This is a genomic window from Phyllobacterium sp. P5_D12, from assembly GCF_054049495.1.
Map to the genome: position 1 here is coordinate 1 of NZ_JBFUMG010000420.1, position 3,943 is coordinate 3,943.

The 3,943-nt window shown below is 54.7% G+C and carries 4 protein-coding genes; 1 reads left to right on the plus strand and 3 read right to left on the minus strand.

Going from position 1 to position 3,943, the window contains the following annotated elements:
• The 3 genes from ACXJ5O_RS20825 to ACXJ5O_RS20835 form a co-directional block, all read right to left on the minus strand.
• A partial coding sequence (locus tag ACXJ5O_RS20825) for an amidohydrolase family protein (RefSeq protein ID WP_457301555.1) occupies positions 1–1,582 on the minus strand: 1,582 nt, incomplete at its 3' end.
• Positions 1,583–1,875: 293 nt separating this feature from the next.
• On the minus strand, positions 1,876–2,490 hold the full coding sequence (locus ACXJ5O_RS20830; RefSeq protein ID WP_457301553.1) for a dimethylsulfonioproprionate lyase family protein: 615 nt from the start codon (positions 2,488–2,490) through the stop codon (positions 1,876–1,878).
• An 82-nt stretch (positions 2,491–2,572) separates the two neighbouring features.
• On the minus strand, positions 2,573–2,758 hold the full coding sequence (locus ACXJ5O_RS20835) for a hypothetical protein (RefSeq protein WP_224515120.1): 186 nt from the start codon (positions 2,756–2,758) through the stop codon (positions 2,573–2,575).
• A gap of 368 nt (positions 2,759–3,126) precedes the next feature.
• On the opposite strand from ACXJ5O_RS20835, the gene ACXJ5O_RS20840 reads away from it, so the two are divergent.
• Positions 3,127–3,943 (plus strand): LysR family transcriptional regulator (locus ACXJ5O_RS20840; protein ID WP_457301554.1); only part of this gene is annotated, 817 nt, incomplete at its 3' end.

Consider the following 3,943-nt stretch of genomic DNA (forward strand, 5'->3'; position numbering starts at 1 on the left):
CATTTGCGGCGTAGAACGACAGAACTCGTTTGCGGGTGCCGCCGCCACGCTCAAGCCCCAAAAAGTTGATCGCATTCTCAAAGAAGAACCGTCTTCTCCCTTCGGCGCTGACCCCGCAATCGTGTTGGAGAAAATAGTCGACCTCCGGAATGTAGTTGCCGAAATCCCGTTCCTTTCCCAGCATCAGCCAGTCCGTACCGAACACCAGCCGTTCGATGCCCGGATCGAAGGTTTCGACCCATCGCCGAAACGTCGCCGCCAACGCGTCTCGCTCGGCAGTCTTTAAGGTGAGAACCTCGGAAAAATAGCTCATGTCGGCGAAGATCCGGTTATTCGGCAACCGGACGATGTCGCGCCCGAAGGTCCATTCCCAACTTGCCTCGGGCAAGGTCTGGGAGTGTGCGGAAGCCGATATCAGGTCAAAACTACCGAAATGACCGAGACAGCCCCGCAATTTCCTATGTTTTTGAAAAACGGGAGACCAGAATGCCGGGTCGGCACGCATTCCATAATCTTTATTAGCGGCGTTGGAAGCATATGCGTGGGTCAGGATGGGCGCATCCAGATCAACACACAATGCATAGAATTCATCCAGCACGCCGTCCAGCAATGTGCTTAAGTTACCGCTGAGATCCTTATGAATCTTGTCCGGGTAAGTGCCGGAATTTTTTGACGCACGGAAGCCCATCGGTGGATAAACCTTGGCACCGATGAACCCGTGGTTGAGGAGGGCATCTTTGCACATCCTGAGCGAACTGACTTCCGGTCCTTTCTTTTGCCTGAAGTAGATTTCCCTGAGTGGATCGAACGGGAAATAGCCGTGAACTGCAGGGCTTTCCCTACGTTGGAATACAAATCCCATTACCTCCATTTGATCGATCAGGGGCGATTTGGCCGATTCTTCCAACCACTTATCCATATCGACAAGTGCCGGAGCGAGTAGTGCGGGTTGAGGTCCCTGTTTCCGCGTGGCCTTGATCAATTTCTCCAAAAGCACGTAGCGATAGAGGGTGAACAGATTGAACCACCGTAGATAGACACCGATTTCCTCGAAGGAAATGAAGGCGCGGGCAGCTGCAATTTTCGCCTGACCAGAGCTAAAAGCCCTCAATTCATTGGGAGAAGAACCTCCAGCCTCCAAAATTCTCGTTACCAGAAGCTCCGATCCGCTTAAGTCCGAACTTCTAGCCGATTTGATTGAGGCATTGAGCGCATGCTTGGAGATGAATTTTGCAATCTGGGTTACAGCGATTTCACTGGCAGCCTGCTCGCTGGCGTTGGATGGCTTAGGATTCTTCAACCCTTTGAGTACGACCAGTTCCTGTTTGGCCGTCGGAGCGTTGTTCGCTCCCAAGATCATTATAAGGAGTTCGATGACGCCGTCGACGATATCTCTGTCCTTTACGCCAAGCAGCTTTTGCTCGGACTGCTGGGGATAATTCTTCAGAAAAACATAGCGAATGAAGTGGGTGACCGCCAAATCCGATGCATTGAACAGATGGCAGTGGGCATCAATGGACGCATTCTTAGGCAACGGCCGAATGGGTCTGGGCGTTGCACAGCCCGTCACGCCGACGAGCATGCTGGCCAACAGCCCCTCCAGAACATTGCGCCGATACATCTTGTTCCCCCCGAAACAGTATTCCCGCTATTACTTTATACTGAGAATATGCATATAATTTAGTCTTGATACAAAAGGCAGCCATCAGCTTTGCATTATTTGGGTTTGTATAAAACCTCGCAATACAGGGCGGCGGTTAGCCGAGGTGCCCAAGCCCTAGACCTTGGGCTATTATCCCATGAAATTGCTCGGGATCGCCAACAGAACCAGCCCGAATGGGCCAGGTCTTCGGCAGTTACCGACGCCGCATCGTGTTAAGACGGCGCGATGATCTTCGACTTCGCCGCCGGATCGCCCCCGCGCCACACATACAAGGCTACCAAAGGCTTGGAACTGGTGCGCATGGCATGAGGCATCCATGAGGGATGGTGGATGACGGTCCCTGGTGGCTGGCTGGTGAACGGTTCATCGCCGCGCATCCAAGCAGCAGCGCCGCCAAGGCACACGTATATTTCTTCTGCCTCGTGGGCATGGGCCGGGTAAAGTAGCTCCGGGCCGAGTAGAAGAATGCCACACGCAATTTTGGAACTTGCGATGGGTCCTCGCAGCCCGATCAACTCCGTCCAACCGTAACGGGTGAGAAATTCGGGACCAAAATCCTCAGCTTTGTAGGTTTGCCGCCATTCCAATTTTGGGGCCGCACGGCTGATCTCGTTCAAGAAGGGTGCCAGAATAGGCGAAGCCCCGTCGGTCAGCTCATCGAGCCAGGCGAGTACTGGCAACTGCCGAGCGGTCACGCGACGCGATGCCTTCAGAACAGGCCAATCATTCAGGAACCGTTCTGGCACTGCCATCGCCCTGAGCAGGTCTAGAACCAACCGCGCCAACCGCTCTGAAACTTCTGCTCCGGCCCGATTTAACTCAGCCACTCGCTCTACCTCCTAACCACGCTCGCTCGCTCACCACGTGTGAATGTTCGGTCGAACTGAGCCAAAAGCCGCATAGCATTGATTATGATGACGTGGTCTCCTGCTCGCGTGCGCGATACAAGGCATCGATCGCCGTCTGTATCTCCACCACGTTCTTCAACGGACCCGGGTTTGCCCCGTTTTGGGCAATCTGCAGAATTTCCTGCCGACGGGACGAAATGAGTTCCTTTATCGCCGCATCGATTTCGTGGACGTGTTGTGCTGCCATGATCGGCCTCCAGGACTTGTCAGTGTGGTATGCCGCTCAATTGCGGTGCGCGCATTGGGGATACACTGCGGGACTGACGAATGCCACCAGAGGGGCATCCTCAAATCACCGCGGACGAGCCGAAGTGCATCCTCCCTGGTGATGCCGGCGTCGACGAGCAGTCGATCGTTTGGCTTGCTCAAGATCTCCAATAACAACTGCCGTTCATGTCTGGCGGCCCGCCACACTCTGAAGAATTGTATCACACGATATCGGACGTTGTGCATTTGGCGCTCCTGGACAGAGACACAGGATTCGCCACAGCTTGACATTTAACAAACGAATAGAAATCATGGCTGCCATCTGAAATTTTTATCGAGAGCATCATTGTGAATCTGCCATTGGATAGTGAACTGCTGCGTACGTTTGTGGCCGTGGCTGCTGCTGGGAATGTCACCCGCGCTGCAGAACAAGTCGGCAGAACACAATCGGCGGTCAGCATTCAGATCAAGAAGCTCGAAGAGACCTTGGGTGAGAGCCTTTTCGAGCGAGGTTCACGCGGCGTGGCGTTGACGCCACAAGGAAAGCTCCTGCTCGTCAGCGCCAACAGGATCATCGGGTTGCTGGACGAGGCGGCCGCCACGATCCGGGCGAAGCCGCTCGGCGGTCCCGTGCGGATCGGTATTCCGGAAGAGTATGGCTACACCGTATTGCCGCGCGCGTTGGCAGCCTTCGCCAGCCAGCATTCGCATGTCGAAGTGACTGTGAAATGTGGATATTCGGCCGCACAGTTGGCGGCCATCGACGCCGACGAACTCGACCTCGCGGTGATTTTCGATCAGGACCAGCCGACGACCGGGGAGGTGCTTTTTGTTGATCCGACGGTTTGGGTCACCTCGAACGTGCACTGCGTTCATGAAAATGACGTCGTCCCGGTTGCGATCTATGAGCGTTCCAGCTGGTGCAAGAAATTCGCAGTCGGATCCTTGGACAAAGCCAAAATCAACTATCGTGTGGCCTATAGTTGCGACACGAGCGGCGGACTCAAGATTGCAGCCGTATCGGGTCTGGCGATCGCACCACTTGCCAGCAGCAACATTCCGGCAGGTTGCCGCGCTCTGACAGAAGCAGACGGCTTCCCGCAGATTGATTGCTCAAATGTGGTGCTCAGACGCAATCCTCGCATAAAAAGCGCCGCTATTGATG

Excerpts from the sequence above, each read along its gene's own strand:
- ACXJ5O_RS20835 (WP_224515120.1), bottom strand. The coding sequence starts at position 2,758 with ATGGCAGCACAACACGTCCACGAAATCGATGCGGCGATAAAGGAACTC.